Annotated in this window: 15 protein-coding genes; 10 read left to right on the top strand and 5 right to left on the bottom strand. The window is 63.0% G+C overall.

The genetic code is table 11. The features are described from left to right. Positions 1 to 4: 4 nt before the first annotated feature. A complete protein-coding gene (gene hslU / locus NKJ11_RS23275; protein WP_023810648.1) occupies positions 5 to 1318 on the top strand; it encodes an ATP-dependent protease ATPase subunit HslU in 1314 nt (437 codons plus the stop codon). Between the two features lie 231 nt (positions 1319 to 1549). Beyond that, entirely contained in the window at positions 1550 to 2509 is a 960-nt protein-coding gene (locus NKJ11_RS23270) for a DUF1402 family protein (protein WP_352794329.1), read from the top strand. A 285-nt stretch (positions 2510 to 2794) separates the two neighbouring features. Here NKJ11_RS23270 and NKJ11_RS23265 read toward each other — a convergent pair whose 3' ends face one another. The 3 genes from NKJ11_RS23265 to NKJ11_RS23255 all read right to left on the bottom strand — a co-directional run bounded on the left by NKJ11_RS23265 (position 2795) and on the right by NKJ11_RS23255 (position 5533). Then, positions 2795 to 4033: an NAD(P)/FAD-dependent oxidoreductase gene (locus NKJ11_RS23265; RefSeq protein WP_352794328.1), complete on the bottom strand. Its 1239-nt coding sequence runs from the start codon at positions 4031 to 4033 to the stop codon at positions 2795 to 2797. Then, the gene (locus tag NKJ11_RS23260; RefSeq protein ID WP_027161041.1) at positions 4030 to 4344 is read right to left on the bottom strand and encodes a Rieske (2Fe-2S) protein; all 315 of its coding nucleotides are present in this window, start codon (positions 4342 to 4344) and stop codon (positions 4030 to 4032) included. Before NKJ11_RS23260 ends, NKJ11_RS23265 begins: the two co-directional genes overlap by 4 nt. A 97-nt stretch (positions 4345 to 4441) precedes the next feature. Continuing rightward, positions 4442 to 5533 carry a fatty acid desaturase family protein gene (locus NKJ11_RS23255; RefSeq protein WP_352794327.1) on the bottom strand — a complete coding sequence of 364 codons (1092 nt, stop codon included), beginning with the start codon at positions 5531 to 5533 and terminating at the stop codon, positions 4442 to 4444. A 168-nt stretch (positions 5534 to 5701) separates the two neighbouring features. Here NKJ11_RS23255 and NKJ11_RS23250 point away from each other — a divergent pair, with 168 nt between their 5' ends. The 7 genes from NKJ11_RS23250 to NKJ11_RS23220 all read left to right on the top strand — a co-directional run bounded on the left by NKJ11_RS23250 (position 5702) and on the right by NKJ11_RS23220 (position 13488). Then, positions 5702 to 6733 carry a LacI family DNA-binding transcriptional regulator gene (locus NKJ11_RS23250; protein WP_352672869.1) on the top strand — a complete coding sequence of 344 codons (1032 nt, stop codon included), beginning with the start codon at positions 5702 to 5704 and terminating at the stop codon, positions 6731 to 6733. 302 nt (positions 6734 to 7035) lie between these two features. Then, a complete protein-coding gene (locus tag NKJ11_RS23245) occupies positions 7036 to 7977 on the top strand; it encodes a sugar ABC transporter substrate-binding protein (protein ID WP_352794326.1) in 942 nt (313 codons plus the stop codon). A gap of 112 nt (positions 7978 to 8089) precedes the next feature. Further along, on the top strand, positions 8090 to 9166 hold the full coding sequence (locus NKJ11_RS23240) for an ABC transporter permease (RefSeq protein WP_023810654.1): 1077 nt from the start codon (positions 8090 to 8092) through the stop codon (positions 9164 to 9166). A 2-nt stretch (positions 9167 to 9168) separates the two neighbouring features. Next, the gene (locus NKJ11_RS23235; RefSeq protein ID WP_023810655.1) at positions 9169 to 9936 is read left to right on the top strand and encodes an ATP-binding cassette domain-containing protein; all 768 of its coding nucleotides are present in this window, start codon (positions 9169 to 9171) and stop codon (positions 9934 to 9936) included. Between the two features lie 116 nt (positions 9937 to 10052). After that, entirely contained in the window at positions 10053 to 11048 is a 996-nt protein-coding gene (gene iolG, locus NKJ11_RS23230) for an inositol 2-dehydrogenase (RefSeq protein WP_352794325.1), read from the top strand. Positions 11049 to 11080: 32 nt separating this feature from the next. Further along, positions 11081 to 11875 (top strand): SDR family oxidoreductase, encoded by a 795-nt coding sequence (locus tag NKJ11_RS23225; RefSeq protein ID WP_352794324.1) that lies wholly within the window; start codon positions 11081 to 11083, stop codon positions 11873 to 11875. Between the two features lie 521 nt (positions 11876 to 12396). Then, positions 12397 to 13488, top strand: a complete 1092-nt coding sequence (locus NKJ11_RS23220; protein ID WP_352794323.1) for a 3-deoxy-7-phosphoheptulonate synthase — start codon at positions 12397 to 12399, stop codon at positions 13486 to 13488. 263 nt (positions 13489 to 13751) lie between these two features. Here the strand turns inward: NKJ11_RS23220 and NKJ11_RS23215 are convergent, their stop codons facing one another. Then, positions 13752 to 14387, bottom strand: coding sequence for a LysE family translocator (locus tag NKJ11_RS23215; protein WP_352736556.1), 636 nt, complete (start codon positions 14385 to 14387; stop codon positions 13752 to 13754). Positions 14388 to 14516: 129 nt separating this feature from the next. On the opposite strand from NKJ11_RS23215, the gene NKJ11_RS23210 reads away from it, so the two are divergent. Next, positions 14517 to 15212 carry a helix-turn-helix transcriptional regulator gene (locus NKJ11_RS23210; protein WP_352672882.1) on the top strand — a complete coding sequence of 232 codons (696 nt, stop codon included), beginning with the start codon at positions 14517 to 14519 and terminating at the stop codon, positions 15210 to 15212. Positions 15213 to 15589: 377 nt separating this feature from the next. Here the strand turns inward: NKJ11_RS23210 and NKJ11_RS23205 are convergent, their stop codons facing one another. After that, positions 15590 to 16699: a Gfo/Idh/MocA family protein gene (locus NKJ11_RS23205; RefSeq protein WP_352794322.1), complete on the bottom strand. Its 1110-nt coding sequence runs from the start codon at positions 16697 to 16699 to the stop codon at positions 15590 to 15592. Positions 16700 to 16743: the final 44 nt, after the last annotated feature.

The raw sequence follows: 16743 nt of genomic DNA, 5'->3' as shown, positions 1-16743 counted from the left end.
TGATATGAGCACATTTTCTCCCCGCGAAATCGTTTCGGAACTCGACCGTTTCATCATCGGCCAGAAGGACGCCAAGCGCGCCGTGGCTATCGCCTTGCGCAACCGCTGGCGCCGCCAGCAGCTGGAAGGCCAGATGCGCGAAGAGGTGATGCCGAAGAACATCCTGATGATCGGGCCGACCGGCGTCGGCAAGACGGAAATCTCGCGCCGCCTGGCGCGGCTCGCCGGTGCGCCTTTCGTCAAGGTCGAGGCGACCAAGTTCACCGAGGTCGGCTATGTCGGCCGCGATGTCGAACAGATCATCCGTGATCTGGTCGAGATCGCCATCGGCCTGGTGCGCGAGAAGATGCGCGAGGACGTCAAGGCGCGCGCCCACGTCAACGCCGAGGAACGCGTACTGGAAGCATTGGTCGGCAAGACGGCGAGCCCGGCCACCCGCGATAGTTTCCGCAAGAAGCTGCGCGACGGCGAACTCGATGACAAGGAGATCGAGGTCGAGGTCGCCGACACCGGCGCTGGCGGCATGCCCGGCTTCGAAATCCCCGGTATGCCGGGCGCCAATATCGGCGTGCTGAACATCAACGACATGCTGTCGAAGGCGATGGGCGGCAAGAAGACCAAGATGCGCAAGACGACGGTCAAGGAGTCCTACGATCTGCTGGTCAACGACGAGTCCGACAAGCTGCTCGACCAGGACGAGGTGGTGCGCCGGGCGCTCGATGCGACGGAGAATGACGGCATCGTCTTCCTCGACGAGATCGACAAGATCGCGTCGCGTGAAGGCGGCATGGGCGCCGGCGTTTCCCGCGAAGGCGTGCAGCGCGACCTGCTGCCGCTGATCGAAGGCACCACGGTGGCGACCAAATACGGACCGCTGAAGACCGACCACATCCTGTTCATCGCCTCGGGTGCGTTCCACGTGTCCAAGCCGTCAGACCTGTTGCCGGAATTGCAGGGCCGCCTGCCGATCCGGGTCGAGCTGCGGGCGCTGGAAAAGGACGATTTCGTCCGTATCCTGACCGAGACAGAGGCCAGCCTGATCAAGCAGTATATCGCGCTGATGAAGACCGAGGGCGTCGACCTGACCTTCACCGACGACGCTATCGATTCGCTGGCCGGCATTGCCGTCGACCTCAACGCGAGCGTCGAGAACATCGGCGCAAGAAGACTGCAGACAGTGATGGAGCGGGTGCTGGACGAAATCTCCTACGACGCGCCCGACCGCAACGGAACCAGCGTCACCATCGACGCCGCCTATGTGGAAAAGCATGTCGGCGATCTCTCCAGGAATACCGACCTGTCGCGGTTCATCCTTTGAACGACGGCGCCGGAACGTTCCGGCGCCGGTCCAGGCAACATTTTCCGGCCAGCAAAATCATGTGTGGCCAGATGGTATCATCTGGCCAGCTTTCGTAGTGCCGGGTGAAGGGGCGCTCTCGACTCGACCAAGAGCTTTACCTAGTTTGCGCGGCAATTCTCGATCTCTTGGTTTGACGCAATTCCGGAAAACCGTTTCACACTTTTCCTGGAATTGCTTGGGCGGCGGTGCATGAAAAAACTTATCCTGGTCATTCTCGGCTTGACGCTGGCGGCGACGCTGTTCGCCGCCGAGGCAGCGACATTGGTGGCGCCGGGAAATCGCAATGCCGTGCAGCCCGACATTCCCGGCGCCTCCAGCCGGCGCACGCAAGCGACCAACACCAGCTTCCAGGCGAAGTACCGCAAGGTCTACGCCCTGCTGCAGAACGACGCCGATCTGCGCGGCAAGATCAAGAAGGCAGCCGCCACCTACGGCATCGATCCCTTGCACATCGTCGGCGCCATCGTCGGCGAGCACACCTACAATGTCGATGCCTATGACCGGCTGCAGACCTACTATGTCAAGGCGATCTCCTATCTCTCCAGCAAGCTGTCCTTCGCCTATGACGGCGAGGACATCACCGATTTCGTGCAGCGGCCGGAATTCAAGAAATGCGCCGCAATGTCCGACAGCTACGATCTGTGGGAATGCCGCGAACAGGTGTGGAACCGTTCGTTTCGCGGCAAGTCGGTCGGCGGGACGAACTTTCCCGACGACCGTTTCGGCGCCACCTTCTTCCAGCCCTATTATGCCGGCCAGACCTTCGGCCTGGGTCAGCTCAATCCGCTGACCGCCCTGCAGATGAGCGATCTGGTGCACAAGGTTTCGGGCCTGCCCAGGCTCGACGTCGGCGATCCCAATTCGGTCTACAAGACCATCATGGATCCCGACCTGACGCTGCCTTACGTCGCCGCGACGATCAGGAAATCGATCGATGCCTACAAAAGCATTGCCGGCTTCGACATTTCGGGCAATCCAGGGCTGACCGCCACGCTCTACAATGTCGGCAATCCGGAGCAGCGCGCCGACGCGCTGAAGGCGGAGAACGACAGGCGCCGCGCCGCCGGCGAGCCGGAAAAGCTGCCGGAAGAGAATTACTATGGCTGGCTGGTGAACGACAAATTGCCGGAGCTGAAGGCGCTGTTTTAGCGGGTTTGAGCTCAGGCCTCTACCTCCCGCTTGTGGGGAGGGTATCGCATATGGATTCTTGCGAAGAAGGACCCCCACCCTAACCCTCCCCACAAGGGGGAGGGAACGCTGTCGCGTGCCTTTTATTCTTCTTTGGCGCCGAAAAGTCAGGCGACTAGCCTAGGTCGGCGCCGACGGAAGTCTCCCTCCCCCTTGTGGGGAGGGGTTAGGGGTGGGGGTCGGTGCCGGGCAGACATCTCAGGAATTCCATATGCGATTACCCTTCCCACAAGGGGCAGAGCAGGCTCAGGCCGCCAGCAACGACTTCAGCTTCACATCCTGCGATCCCAGCGCTTCCGGCGCCGGCTTCGCCCGTTTGCCGATCAGCATTTCGGCCAGCCTGATGTCGCGGGCGACCGCATTGCCGGGGCCGACGCCGCTGGCCGCCACCAGCCTGCCGTCTTCAGCCAGATGGAAGAGGATGAAGGCGCCATCGCCGAGGTCGCGGCGCACGGTGCTGCTGCCTTCGTCGGACAGCCCGGCAATCTGCAGGGACAGACCATATTGATCCGACCAGAACCATGGCACCGCCGCATGCGCCTCGCCGGCACCCAGCATATTCCTCGCCGCCAGCGCGCCCTGCTCCTGGGCGTTGCGCCAGGCTTCCAGCCGTACGCGGCGGCCGCCATAGACGGCGAGCGGAAACGAGCAGCAATCGCCGGCGGCAAAGATGTCGGGATCGCTGCTGCGCAGCTCAGCATCGACGGCAATGCCGTTGTCGATCGCCAGCCCAGCTTCGGCCGCAAGCCCGGTCACCGGCACGGCGCCGATGCCGATGATCGCGAGGTCGGCGACGATTTCCCGGCCGCCGGCAAGCGCTATGCGCACCTTGTTGCCGTCGTCGGCGATGGACGCGATGCCGTCCCCGCACAGAATATCAACGCCCTCGGCGATGTGTGCATCGTGGATAATTTCGGCGATCTCGGCCGGCACGCCGCGCATCAGGATGCGCGGCTGCGCCTCGATAACGGTGACCGCAGCGCCTAGCTTGCGGGCCGCGGCCGCGAGTTCGAGACCGATGAAACCGCCGCCGATGATGGCGATGCGGTTGCCGGCGGTGAGATGCGCACGAATGGCGAGCGCATCGGCAAAGGTGCGGAGATAGACGCAGCGCGGACCCAGTCCCGGCATCGGCAGCTTGCGCGGCGTCGAACCGGTTGCCAGCAGGAGCTTGTCGTAAGGCAGGACCGATCCGTCCGACAGGCGCACCGCATGCGCCGCGCGATCGATCGCCACGGCCTGGACGGAATGGATATGCCGGATCGATTTCTCGGCCAGAATGGCGTCGCTGGCGATCGCCTTGATCTCGGGCGCATCGCTGGCCATCGCCTCCTTGGACAGAGGCGGGCGCTCGTAGGGCAGATGCGGCTCGTCGCCGACCAGCGTCACCGGCCCCCGATAATCGAGGTCGCGCAGCGCCAATGCCGCCCGCCCGCCGCATTCGCCGGCGCCGATGATGAGCATCCCCCCCGCCATGTCAGTCATCCGATCTGGATCAGGACTTTGCCGGCATCGACCTTGACCGGATAGGTCTTGAGATTGACGCAGACCGGGGCGCCGCGGGCGTCACCCGTCTTGTAGTTGAAGCGGCCATTGTGCTTGGGGCATTCGATGATGTCGTCCATCACCAGCCCATCGGCCAGGTGCACCTTTTCATGCGTGCAGAGGCCGTCGGTGGCGAAGAACTCGTCGTCGGGGCTGCGATAGATGGCGAAGGTGCGGCCACCATGGTCGAAGCGCATCACATCCTCCTCGTCTATGTCGCCGGTGGCGCAGGCCTCGACCCAGTCGCTCATTCAAGTCCTCCCCAAAAGCAAATCCAGGAAAAGTGCGCAGCGGTTTTCCGTCCGGAATTGCGTTAAAATAAATAGGCTAGATCGGATAGAAGCACGATCATCCCGCCGCGGCGGCGATAGTGTCGTTGTGGAATTCTTCGCGATATGGCCGTGCGGTCGGCGGCAGCTCGCGCTTGAGGAAATAGTCCTCATTGCGCAGCTGGCGCAGGAAGACCGGGATCATCTCGCGGTAGCCGGCCAGGATCGACGGTGTCGGTTCCGGCAGATCGTGCTTGATCAGTTCGTGCAGCCTCGGCAGCGCATGATAGGGCACCATCGGGAACATGTGATGCTCGACATGGTAGTTCATGTTCCAGTAGATGAAGCGGCTGATCGGGTTCATGTAGACGGTGCGGCTGTTCAGCCTGTGGTCGGTGACGTTATCGGCCAGGCCGCCATGCTGCAGCAGCCCGACCATGACGTGATGCCAGGCGCCATAGAGCCTGGGCAGGCCAACCAGCATCAGCGGCAGAAACGAACCGGTGTAGAGCGCCAGCGCGACGGTGGCGGCATAGATCGCCGTCCAGATGCGGGCGACGCGGATTGCCTTAGGCTGTTCCTGTTCGGGAATGAAGGTCTTTTCGGCGGCGCTGACGGTGCCGGCGGCGTTGCGCAGCATGTCTGACATCGCATGCCAGGCGTCGAGCACGCCAACGAAGCCCAGCATGGCGCGAACCAGATCAGGCGGCCGCATGACCGAGATTTCCGGGTCGCGGCCGACGATGATGGTGTCGGTGTGATGGCGGGTGTGGCTCCAGCGCCAGGTCACCGGATTGCGCATGATCATGAAGCAGGCGATCTGATAGACCGCATCGTTCATCCACTGCGTCCGGAAGGCGGTGCCATGACCGCATTCGTGCCAGCGCGAATCCGTCGAGGAGCCGTAGAGGACGCCATAGACGAAGAAGAACGGCACGCACCACCAACTGCCCCAGAACCAGGCGCCGCCGGCGCCGCTGACGATCAGCGCGGCGAACCAGATCGCCGTATCGCGGATCGCCGGCCCGTCGGAGCGCTGCATCAGCTCCTTCATCTGCTTGCGCGGTATGTCGGTGTGATACCACTCGGCGGCCGACAGGCCGGTCTCGACGGCGAGCCTGGCGTCGCGGCCGATCAGGCTGTAGTCACGCCGGGACGGCGCAGTGGACATGATTGCCTCCCTCGGCAAAGGCATCCGCCAGAGCGATGCCGTGAAATCCCTTGGTTTCGAGCATCAAAGTAACGCCGACCGATGATAGACTCAACATCACAAAGATAGTTTCTATCATTTTCCATCAGGATGATGTACGAAGGCTCAAGCAAATCCGACGAGGCAAGCATGGTGAAGCGGCCGACAATATCAGATCTGGCGCGCATCTCGGGCGTCAGTGTCGCCACCGTCGACCGCGTGCTGAACAACCGGCTGCCAGTGCGCGAAGAGACAGCGCGCCGCGTCTACGAGACCGCTACCGATATCGGCTACCACGCCGCCGGCCTTATCAAGCAGCGCATGCGCCAGGAATTGCCGGAGTACCGGCTGGGCTTCCTGCTGCTGCGGGGCAATGATGCCTTCTACGGTGACTTCGCGCGGGAACTCGAACTGGCCATATCGCAATCGCAACGCTTCCGCGGCGTTGCGACCATCGATTTCGCCAGTTCCCTGGCTCCCGACGAGATCGCCTCCCAGATGCGCAGGCTGGCGGCGAAATCGAGGGCAATCGCCGTTGTCGGTCCGGACCATCCGACCCTGACAGCGGTCGTGGAAACCATGAAGGCGAGAGGGCAGCCGGTCTTTTCGGTGCTGTCCGACTTTGCCGCCGGCATCCGGGAGGGCTATATCGGCCTCGACAACCGCAAGGTCGGGCGCACCGCCGCATGGATGATCTCCAAAGCAGCCAGGCGGCCTGGCAAGGTCGCCCTCTTCGTCGGCAGCCACCGCTTCCACGGCCATGAGCTGCGCGAGATCGGCTTTCGCTCCTTCTTCCGCGAGCATGCGCCGGAGTTCAGCGTGCTTGAAACGCTGGTCAATCTGGAAGCCAACCAGGTGACCCATGACGCGATGATCGATCTTCTGGCACGTTATCCGGATCTTGCCGGCTGCTACGTCGCGGGCGGCGGCATGGAAGGCGCAGTCTCGGCGCTGCGGGCAGCGAAGCCCGCGACCATGCCGGTGGTCGTCTGCAACGAGATCAACGCCGAGTCGCGCGCGGCACTCGCCGACAACATCCTCACCATGGTGATCTCGACCCCGCTCGCCGCTTTGTGCCGTGAGCTTGTCGACCTGATGGCGCATGCCATCGAAACCGGCGCCGCCAACGCTCCGGGCCAGACCTTCCTGCCCTTTGACATCTACCTGCCGGAAAACATCTAGCCCGCCGCCGCGCAAGGCCGCCGAGGCAAATGATAGAATCCATCAGAGCGATGCGTAAATCGGCCGGCAGGCCGCGGAATCGCCCTTGACGCCCCGATGTGAAATGGAATAAATATTTCATCATCTGTGTATTTTGGTTCTTTCGTTCCGGAACATCTGTTTCAAACAGAGGGTTTGACGTTCCAGCCAGGAGGCAAGCGTCATCCGGAATAGAAAAGATATCAGGGAGAGATTCCCCGGGGAGATCGGGGATTCCGGATAAATCGGTGAAACCGGACACCAATATGTGGAGGAGAAACACAATGAAGAAATTGATTTTGGGCGTCGCCTTCGCGGCGCTGATGAGCTCATCCGCCCTGGCCGCCAAGGTTGGCGTGTCGATGGCCAAGTTCGACGACAACTTCCTGACCGTGCTGCGCAACGGCATGATCGAGCAGGCCAAGGGCATGAGCGGCGTGGAGCTGCAGGTCGAGGACGCGCAGAACGACGTTGCCAAGCAGCTCGACCAGATCAAGAACTTCGCCGCCTCCGGCGTCGATGCCATCATCGTCAACCCGGTCGACACTTCGGCCACCCAGGCGATGTCGGACGCAGCCGCGGCAGCCAAGATCCCGCTGGTCTATGTCAACCGCGAGCCGGTCAATGTCGATACGCTGCCCGACAACCAGGCCTTCGTCGCCTCGAACGAAGCCGATTCCGGCACGCTCGAGACCAAGGAAGTCTGCCGCCTGTTCAAGGAAGCCGGCAAGAAGGAAGCCAATGTCTATGTGATCATGGGCGAGCTTTCCAACCAGGCCGCCGTGCAGCGCACCAAGGACATCGACGATGTGATCGCGACGCCGGATTGCAGCTTCATCAAGATCATCGACAAGCAGACGTCGAACTGGAACCGCGACGAGGCGCAGAACCTGATGACCAACTGGCTGTCGACCGGCAAGCCGTTCGACGGCGTCATCGCCAACAATGACGAAAGCGCCATCGGCGCCATCCAGGCGATGAAGGCCGGCAACATCGACATGAAGGCGGTTGTCGTCGGCGGCGTCGATGCCACCCAGGACGCGCTGGCGGCAATGCAGGCGGGCGACCTCGACGTAACCGTGTTCCAGGACGCGGCCGGCCAGGGCGCCGGCGCTCTCGATGCGGCGCTCAAGCTCTCCAAGGGCGAGAAGATCGAGCACAAGGTCTACGTGCCCTTCCAGCTGGTGACGCCGGCCAACATCGACAAGTTCCTGAAGAAGAACTGAGCCGCCAACGGTTCGATACGGAGCGGCGCTCGACCAAGACAGCGCCGCTCCCCTCTCTCCCTCGGCGCCGGCACGGCGCGAGGGCGACCGCGGCTGATGGAGGACAGGATACGTGGCACAGACATCTCATGGCGTCGGCGGCGTCGGTTATGATGCGAGGAAGCGCACATGGCCGGCCGAGTTCAATGTTTTCCTGGCGCTGGTCATTCTCGTCGTCATCTTCGAACTGATCGGCCGCGTCTTTCTCGGCGACAGCTTCCTGTTCAACACCCGCAGCGACGTCGGCGGCATCTTCAACGAAGCGCGCCTGCAGATCATCATCCTGCAGGTGTCGATCGTCGGCATCATCGCCATCGGCGTGACGCAAGTGATCATCACCGGCGGCATCGACCTGTCCTCGGGCTCGATCGTCGGCGCGACCGCCATGATCGCCATGAGCTTCGCCCAGGTGGCGACGGTCAACGGCAACCCCAATCCCAAGGCGATGTTTTTGGCGCAAGGCTGGACGGACCTGCCTGTCATCGTGCCGCTGCTGGTGGCGATCGCCTGCGGCCTGTTTGCCGGCCTGGTCAATGGCGCGCTGATCGCCTACACGCGCATTCCGCCGTTCATCGCCACGCTCGGCATGATGGTGACCGCGCGCGGCATCGCGAAATGGTGGTCCAAGGGCCAGCCGATCTCGTTTCCCACCGAGAGTTTCGCCGGCATCGGCAAAGGCCTGATGCCCGTCGTCATCTTCCTGTCGCTGGCCATCCTGTTCCAGCTGATCATGACCTACACCAGGTACGGCAAGCACTGTTACGCGATCGGCTCCAACGAAGATGCCGCGCGCATGTCCGGCATCAAGATCGCCAACCACAAGATCCTGGTCTACGTCATCGCCGGCATTCTCGCAGCGCTCGCCGCCGTGGTGCTGAGCTCCAAGAACCTGACCGCGCAGTCCGGCATGGGCGTGATGTACGAGCTCGACGCCATCGCCATGGCGGTCATCGGCGGCGTCTCCCTGTCGGGCGGGCGCGGCTCGATCATCGGCACGGTGATCGGCTCGCTGATCTTCGGCGTCATCATCTCCGGCTTCACCTTCCTGCGCCTCGACGCCTACTACCAGGAGATGGTCAAGGGTGTGATCATCGTCGGTGCGGTGGTTCTCGACCAGTGGCGCCAACGCCTGCGGGCAATGAGGGCATGACCATGTCAGACATCGTCCTGAAGACTGAAAACCTGACCAAGCGCTATGGCGGCGTGCACGCGCTGGAAGGGGCGAATTTCGAGCTGCGCAAGGGCGAGCATGTCGCCATCATGGGCGACAACGGCGCCGGCAAATCGACCTTCGTGCGCCAGATCACCGGCGTCGAGCAGCGCACAAGCGGCCAGATCTGGTTCGACGGCAAGGAAGTGAATTTTGCCGGGCCGATCGAGGCCCGTACGGCGGGCATCGAGACCGTGTTCCAGAACCTGGCGCTGGCCGACGATCTCGACGTGCCTTCGAACCTGTTCCTCGGCCGCGAGAAGGTTTTGTTCAACCTCGGCCCGTTCTCGATCCTCGACCGCAAATACATGCGCAAAGCGACCGAGGCGGCGCTCGTCCGCACGGCGGTGAAGATCCCCAATCTGTCCAACACCATCCGCCACATGTCGGGCGGCCAGCGCCAGTGCGTGGCGATCGCCCGGACGGCAACCTTCGCTTCCAAGCTGATCATCATGGACGAGCCGACGGCTGCCCTTGGCGTGCAGGAGACCGCGCAGGTCGAAAACATCGTCCGTACGCTCAAGGACAATGGCGAGCCGCTGATCCTGATCAGCCACAATATGCGCCAGGTGTTCGATCTCTGCGACCGTATCGTCGTGTTCCGGCGCGGCCGCATCGTCGCCAATCTGCGCAAGGAGAACACCGACGGAAACGATATCGTCTCCTACATCACCGGCGCCAAGACCGGGGAGGCGGAACTCGCAGCCTAAAACAGGATGACCACCCTGTTTTAAGGACGATATGCATGCTTGAAGCAATCTTGCCCCTTCCTCAGAGAAGGTGCGGACACAACTCTCTCTAACCCATCCCCCCAGAGGAAATACCCATGACCGTTCGCTTCGCTCTCCTCGGTGCCGGCCGCATCGGCAAGGTCCACGCCCGCGCCGTCGGCTCCAACCCGCAGGCCAAACTGGTTGCCGTTGCCGATGCGTTCGAGAAGGCCGCCAAAGAGCTGGCGAGCGCCTATGGCGCCGAGGTGCGCAGCATCGAGGATATCGAAAAAGCCGGGGATATCGACGCCGTCGTCATCTGCACGCCGACCGACACCCATGCCGATCTGATCGAGCGCTTCGCCAAGGCCGGCAAGGCGATCTTCTGCGAGAAGCCGATCGACCTCAACGTCAAGCGCGTCGAGAAGTGCCTGGCCGTGGTCGAGAAGACCAAGGCGACGCTTATGGTCGGCTTCAACAGGCGCTTCGATCCGCATTTCGCCGCCGTCCGCAAGGCGATCGACGACGGCGCCATCGGCACCGTCGAGATGGTCACCATCACCTCGCGCGATCCCGGCGCGCCGCCGATCGACTACATTAAGCGCTCGGGCGGCATTTTTCGCGACATGACCATCCATGATTTCGACATGGCGCGCTTCCTGCTCGGCGAAGAGGTCGTGGCGGTCAGCGCCCATGCCTCGGTGCTGGTCGACAAGAAGATCGGTGCTGCCGGCGATTTCGATAGCGTCAGCGTCATCCTCGAAACCGCTTCCGGCAAGCAGGCCGTCATCTCAAACTCGCGCCGCGCCACCTATGGTTACGACCAGCGCATCGAGGTGCATGGCTCGAAAGGCATGGTTGCCGCCGAGAACCAGCGCCCGGTGTCGATCGAACTGGCCAACGAGAAGGGCTATACGCGCCCGCCGCTGCACGACTTCTTCATGACCCGCTACCTCGACGCCTATGCCATTGAGATCGCCGCGTTCATCACGGCCGCGACCTCGGGCAAGAAAGCGGCGCCGAGCGGCGCTGACGGCCTCGTCGCGCTGAAGCTGGCCGATGCGGCGCTGAAATCAGCAACGACCGGCAAGACCGTCCGTCTCGACAAGTAAGAACCCTTGGAAAAAACCACAGGAGCAGAGCGATGAGCGGAACAGCCGATCGCAATTCACAGACACGCGCCATCGTCACCGGTGGCGCCCAGGGGATCGGCTTTGCCGTTGCCGAAGCGCTGGCCGACGAGGGCTGCCGGGCACTGGCGCTCATCGGCCGCTCGCAAGAGAAGGGCGACAAGGCCGTCGCCCATTTTAGGAAAGCGGGCGTCGACGCGATCTTCATCAGCGCCGACGTCTCTAAAGTGGCCGACTGCAAGCGCGCCGTTGCCAACGCGATCTCGCATTTCGGCACCATCAACGCGCTGGTCAACGCCGCCGCGACATCGGCGCGCGGTTCGCTGGTCGAAACCAGCGAAGAGCTGTTCGACACCATCTTCGACACCAATGTGCGCGGCCCGTTCTTCCTGATGCAGGGCGTGGTGGCGCATCTCCTGGAAAAGAAGGCACCCGGCTCGATCGTCAATGTGCTGTCGATGTCGGCGCATACCGGCCAGTCGTTCCTGACGCCCTATTCGACCAGCAAGGGGGCGCTGATGACGCTGACCAAGAACGTCGCCAACGCCTATCGCCACAACCGCATCCGCTGCAATGCGGTGCTGCCGGGCTGGATGGACACAGAGGGCGAGGACATCGTGCAGAAGAAGTGGCACGACGCGCCGGACGACTGGCTGGCCAAGGCCGAGGCGGCGCAGCCGATGGGCCAGTTGGTCAAGCCGGACCAGCTTGCACGGCTGATCAGCTACATGGTGAGCCCGCAGTCGGGCGTCATGACCGGATCGCTGGTCGACTACGATCAGAGCATTGCGGGGGCGTCTCCGGAGTAACGCCGGCGAGTCTAGCGGAAACGCCCATAATTTCGTCATCCACGGGCGGAGCAAGGAGCGTAGCGACGCGGCGCAGACCCGAGGATCCATGCCGCGACTTCTGAGCGTTGCTGCGGTGCGGAATTCTGCTCCGATGCACTCCACGGCTGAGGTCACGGCATGGATCCCAGGGTCTCCGCGACGGAGCTTCGCTCCTGCTCCGCCCAGGGATGACGAAGTTTGGGTGCTTCGGCCATCCCGAATTGTCTCCGCATCAGGGCACGTGACAAGCGCCTCCGCATCGACTATATGAGCTTCATGATCAACCTGACCGCCACGTATTGGTACTTTAGGAGCTCGCTGGCGGCGGGAGGATTGCGCTCGATCTGAAGATTGCAGCAACAAGATCCGAACAGCCGCCATACCTGGCGGCTTTTTTGTTTTCAGCCGGCAGGTTCCCTCTAAATCAAAGAGGAGCATGATGTCGTCCGAAAACCGCTTCACACTTTTCGGCATCATGCTCTCGACAGGAGCAGAAAGCCGTGTTGACCACCACAGACGACCTTCGGGTCAAGGAAATCCGAGAACTGAGCACACCGGACGAGGTGATGCGGGAGATACCGCGCACTTTGACGGCGACGCGCACCGTCAGCGCATCGCGCAACGCAACCCATGCCATCTTGAACGGCACCGACGACCGGCTGCTCGTCATTGTCGGCCCGTGTTCGATCCACGATCCGGTCGCGGCCGTCGACTATGCCAGCCGCCTGGCGGCGCTGCGCGAGAGCCTCTCGGACCGGCTGGAGATCGTCATGCGGGTCTATTTCGAGAAACCGCGCACGACGGTCGGCTGGAAAGGCCTGATCAACGATCCCGACCTCGACGGCAGCTTCAACATCGACAAGGGGCTGCGGATGGCACGCAACGTGCTGTCGGCCGTCAACAATCTCGGCCTCCCGGCAGCGACCGAGTTCCTCGACATGACCACGCCGCAATACATTGCCGACCTGGTCGCCTGGGGCGCGATCGGTGCGCGCACGACCGAGAGCCAGATCCACCGCGAGCTGGCCTCGGGCCTCTCCTGCCCGGTCGGCTTCAAGAACGGCACCGACGGCAATCTTCGCATAGCCGCCGAGGCGGTGAAATCCGCCGCCCAGCCGCATCATTTCATGGCGGTGACCAAGGGCGGGCGCAGCGGCATCGCCACGACCACGGGCAATGAGGACTGCCACGTCATCCTGCGCGGCGGCGTTCAGCCCAACTATGATGCGGCGAGCGTCGAAGCCGCCGCTGTGGAACTCGCTCGTATCGGCGTTGCGCCCAGGCTGATGATCGATGTCAGCCACGCCAATTCGGCCAAGAAGCCCGAGAACCAGCCCAAGGTCGCGGCCGATGTCGCCGGCCAGGTCGCGGCAGGCGACGAGCGCATCATCGGCCTGATGATCGAGAGCAATCTCGTCGCCGGCCGGCAGGACGTGGTGCCGGGCAAGCCGCTGGTCTATGGCCAGAGCATCACCGATGGCTGCATCGACTGGGCGACCACCGAGACGGTGCTGCACGGCCTTGCCGGCGCCGTCGAGTGGAGCCGCTCGGCACGCCGCGCCATGATCGACAACCGGCAGGGAGCCGCTTGAGCCACTATTGCCGGCCTTTGCCCGGCACGGACCCCCACCCCTAACCCCCGCCCACAAGAGGGAGGGCAATCGCATGTGGATACTTGCGAAGAAGGACCCCCACCCTAACCCTCCCCACAAGGGGGAGGGAACGCTGCCGCGCACTCCTACTCGAACCTTTGACGCCTGAAACGTCGGCAGTTTGCCGTTGTCAGCGCCGACTGGAGTCCCCCTCCCCCTTGTGGGGAGGGGTTAGGGGTGGGGGTCCTCTTCGCAAGAAATCCCTACGCCGCCCTTAACCCCTCCCATGCCGTGAACACCGACACGGCAAAGAGCAGCAGTCCGGCCGCCCGGCCGGCAAAAATCGTCGCCCGCGGATTGGCGATCAGAAGATTGCGGCTGCGGCCGGCCGTGATCGCCAGTCCGCCATAGATCGCAGCCTGCGTCACCACGGTCAGCAGTCCCATGATCGTCGCCTGCATCCAGATCGGACCGTAGTCCGGTTTCAGGAACTGCGGATAGACGGCAAGCACGAATAGGTATGCCTTCGGGTTGATCAGGCAGGTCACAAAACCCTGGCGAAAGGCCTTCCATGCGGAACGGCTGCCGGCAGGCCCCTCCTGACCGACAGTGATGGAACTGCGCATCAGCGTGATGCCGATAAAGGCCATGTAGGCGGCGCCGGCAAGCAGAAGCGGCTTGAACAGGATCGGCACGAAATGCATCAGCAGGCCGACGCCGATGGCGCCGTTCAGCGTGTGCACCATGCCGCCGACCATGATGCCGCCAGTCGCGGCGAGACCCCTGTCGCGTCCGCCGGTCAGTGCATTGGCGAGCACGAAGAGCATGTCCATGCCTGGAACGGCGATGATGCCGAACAGCAGGATAAAGAAAAGCCAGAGATTTTCCGCATAATCCATGTCAGTTGCCTGCCGCCTCGCTCCGCCAAACCGCAGCGGAACCTGTTGATTTTCAATTCGATAGGCGCTCCTATAGATCAGCCCAACTGACAATGCTGTGTCAGTTGGGCTCGCAACCCGGGGGGAAAAATGCGCAAGGCGTCACGCCTGTTCGAGATCATCCAGATCGTGCGGCTGGCGCGGCAGCCGGTGACGGCGGCGACGATTGCCGAGCGGCTGGAAGTGACGGTGCGCTCGATCTATCGCGACATCGCAGCGCTGCAGGCGATGCGCGTGCCGATCGAGGGCGGACGCGGCATCGGCTATATCCTGCGCCCCGGCTTCGACCTGCCGCCGCTGATGTTCTCGATCGAGGAGATGGAGGCGATCGTCTTGTCGCTGGCGCTGTTGGAGCGCACGGGCGACAGCGAGCTCAAGCAAGCGGCCAAGCGCGTCAGCGTCAAGATCGCCGGCGCGGTGCCATCACCCTTGCGCCAGGTATTCGACGCCAATGCGCTGCATGCCTGGGGTTTCGCCGCGCCTTCTACCGGCGCGATCGACCTGGCGCTGGTGCGACGCGCCATCCGCGACGAGGAGAAGCTCGATCTCTCCTATCGCGACGAGATGGGCCGGGCCTCCGAGCGCCTCGTCCGCCCGATCGCGCTCATCTACTACGCCGAAACCGCCAACATCGTCGCCTGGTGCGAGCTGCGCCAGGCGATCCGCAATTTCCGCAGCGACCGGATCGAGGATTGCCAGGCGACGGGGTTGCGGTTCAAGGGCGAAGGCGACCGCTTGCGGCAGGTCTGGGTAAACGGATGGGAGACTCCGGCCGCCGGCGGCTGAGGTGACCGCAGATACTTGGCGTGGTGCTTACCTAGGCAGGTCGCACGCCTTGGGGATTGGTCGAAACTCCCGTTGCTTCGTCATCCTGGGGCGAAGCAAGGAGCGAAGCGACGCGGCGCAGACCCTGGGATCCATGCCGCGACCTTTGTCGAGGAATGCAGCGGAGCAGAATTCTGCACCGTTGTGACGCGTTGGAGTCGCGGCATGGATCCTATGGTCTGCGCCGCGTCGCTTCGCTCCTTGCTCCGCCATAGGATGACGAAGCGACAGGGCGGCTTCGGCCAATCGCGAATGTCTGCGACGGGTCACCAAATGAATGGTGAAATCTTGCCTGCCGAGAGTCGGTAACCTTCCCCGTCTCGACGAACTACATGGCTCTATCGCACGTCCACCCAGCGCTTTTCCTCGAACGAACGCGCCATCGCGTGCACCGTGCGCTCGATCTCCAGCCCTTCGGCAAACTCGATGAGCCGCGCCGGCCTGCCTTCAAGCCGCGTCAGCAATTCGTGGCACTCGATGATCTTCAGATCGTTGAAGCCGAGGCCATGGCCCGGCGCCGGCACGAAGAGGTCATAGGGCTTGTGGTGCGGCGCCACCAGGATGGTGCGGTAGCCCTGCTCGGTCGGCCGGTCGGCGGTGAGGTAAAGTTGGAATTCGTTCGATCGTTCCTGGTCGAACAGGATCGACCCTTTCGAGCCGAAAATCTGGACGGCGATGCGGCCCTTGCGGCCCCAGGCCGAGCGGTTGACCAGCAGCGTGCCGGCAATGCCATTTTCCAGATGCATCAGCACGCTGGCGATGTCGTAGGTTTCGACCGCGCGACGGCCGCCGCTGGCCAGCTTGCGATCGACATAGGGTTTGGCCATGTCGCAGATGACGCTGGCGACGCGGCCGAACAGGGCTGAGACCAGCGACAGCGGATGCACGGCGAAATCGTCGAGCGCGCCATAACCGGAGGCCGCCTCGTGCTTCCAGAAGAACAGCGCTTCCGGGTCGGCCATGAAGTCCTCGTCCATCTCGATGCGCAGATGGTTGACCTCGCCGATGATCTTCTCGTCGAGCAGCGCGCCGATGTGGCGGATGGCTGGGCTCTGGATGTAGTTGTAGCCGAGCGCCGCGACCTTGCCGGACTTGCTCGCCGCCGCAGCCATCGCCTCGGCCTCGGCAAAGCTCGGCGCCATCGGCTTTTCGCACCACAGATGCTTGCCTGCTTGAAGAACCGCGATGGCCATTTCCGGATGGAACTGGTTGGGCGTGGTCAGCGAGACGATATCGACTTCGGGATCGTTGACGACAGCGCGCCAGTCCCCCGACGCCTTGGCGAAACCGAACTCGCCCGCCTTGCGCCGGGCAAGCTCTTCATTCACCTCGCCGAGATGGACCAGCCGTGGCTTGGCAACGTCGGGAAAGACGGCGCTGACGGCACTCCATGCTATGGCGTGACACTTGCCCATGAAACCCGTACCGATGAGACCGACGCCGACCATTTTCCGTTTCTCCACTGCTTGAAGCGTTGTGTGGATGAATTAGT

The organism is Mesorhizobium sp. M0243, assembly GCF_040321775.1.
Taxonomy (GTDB): Bacteria; Pseudomonadota; Alphaproteobacteria; order Rhizobiales; family Rhizobiaceae; genus Mesorhizobium.
This window is presented reverse-complemented; position numbering and strand designations above follow the sequence as displayed.

Coding starts and splice junctions, on each gene's coding strand:
- hslU (WP_023810648.1), top strand. CDS start 5: ATGAGCACATTTTCTCCCCGCGAAATCGTTTCGGAACTCGACCGTTTC.
- NKJ11_RS23270 (WP_352794329.1), top strand. CDS start 1,550: ATGAAAAAACTTATCCTGGTCATTCTCGGCTTGACGCTGGCGGCGACG.
- NKJ11_RS23265 (WP_352794328.1), bottom strand. CDS start 4,033: ATGACTGACATGGCGGGGGGGATGCTCATCATCGGCGCCGGCGAATGC.
- NKJ11_RS23260 (WP_027161041.1), bottom strand. CDS start 4,344: ATGAGCGACTGGGTCGAGGCCTGCGCCACCGGCGACATAGACGAGGAG.
- NKJ11_RS23255 (WP_352794327.1), bottom strand. CDS start 5,533: ATGTCCACTGCGCCGTCCCGGCGTGACTACAGCCTGATCGGCCGCGAC.
- NKJ11_RS23250 (WP_352672869.1), top strand. CDS start 5,702: ATGGTGAAGCGGCCGACAATATCAGATCTGGCGCGCATCTCGGGCGTC.
- NKJ11_RS23245 (WP_352794326.1), top strand. CDS start 7,036: ATGAAGAAATTGATTTTGGGCGTCGCCTTCGCGGCGCTGATGAGCTCA.
- NKJ11_RS23235 (WP_023810655.1), top strand. CDS start 9,169: ATGTCAGACATCGTCCTGAAGACTGAAAACCTGACCAAGCGCTATGGC.
- iolG (WP_352794325.1), top strand. CDS start 10,053: ATGACCGTTCGCTTCGCTCTCCTCGGTGCCGGCCGCATCGGCAAGGTC.
- NKJ11_RS23225 (WP_352794324.1), top strand. CDS start 11,081: ATGAGCGGAACAGCCGATCGCAATTCACAGACACGCGCCATCGTCACC.
- NKJ11_RS23215 (WP_352736556.1), bottom strand. CDS start 14,387: ATGGATTATGCGGAAAATCTCTGGCTTTTCTTTATCCTGCTGTTCGGC.
- NKJ11_RS23210 (WP_352672882.1), top strand. CDS start 14,517: ATGCGCAAGGCGTCACGCCTGTTCGAGATCATCCAGATCGTGCGGCTG.
- NKJ11_RS23205 (WP_352794322.1), bottom strand. CDS start 16,699: ATGGTCGGCGTCGGTCTCATCGGTACGGGTTTCATGGGCAAGTGTCAC.